A 660-nucleotide genomic window follows, 5' to 3' on the forward strand; every position below is an offset into this window, starting at 1 on the left:
GATGTCTACCCACCGATGAATCTGATTGACCGCACTGTTGAGGCGCTTGGTAACCGTCTCTCGGTTTGCCATGAGAATACGCAGTTCCTCGTATGCTTCCGAATGAAAACGAACAGGGGAGTAGTACCCGTTTTTGATCATATCTGCAATGACAAGGGCATCCTCCAGGTCACTTTTAGAAGGTGTATTGTCCCGGTTTTCCTTGTTCTTTTTGACGAGATGAGGATTAACCAAAACAGCCTCAATGCCTTGAGAGACAAGCGAACGAGCTAAACTGAACCAGTAGTGGCCGGTTGGTTCCATTCCAACAATGACATTAGTAAGCTTGTAGCTTTTGAGCAGATCTTGGATCCAACGTTCAAATAGATTAAAGCCCTCACGATCATTACCAAACTCGAGCGGAGTACCAAGGGCAATGCCGCAAAAGCTGACAGCGCGGGCTACATGAACCTCCTGGGCGATGTCTACGCCGACGACAAGGTGAGAAACGGTAATGTTTTCAATGAGTTGATTTTGCTTATCTTGTGACTTAAACTTCATAGTAGAGCGACCTCCTGATGGGCTTTTTGAGGCTTTTGACCTCGTGCGTAACCCCATCGTACCGAGGCGCTCGTTTTTGTTCAAACGCCAAATTATTCGTTTTACAGGAATTCTAACGGG

At 46.7% G+C, this 660-nt stretch carries 1 protein-coding gene; it reads right to left on the bottom strand.

Annotation, left to right across the window (positions count from 1 at the left end):
• The coding region (locus I8J30_RS32655) for an IS110 family transposase (RefSeq protein ID WP_210664500.1) at window positions 1-540 on the bottom strand (540 nt) is incomplete at its 3' end.
• Window positions 541-660 lie beyond the last annotated feature (120 nt).

This window comes from Paenibacillus lignilyticus (genome assembly GCF_017942085.1).
Classification (GTDB): domain Bacteria; phylum Bacillota; class Bacilli; order Paenibacillales; family Paenibacillaceae; genus Paenibacillus_Z; species Paenibacillus_Z lignilyticus.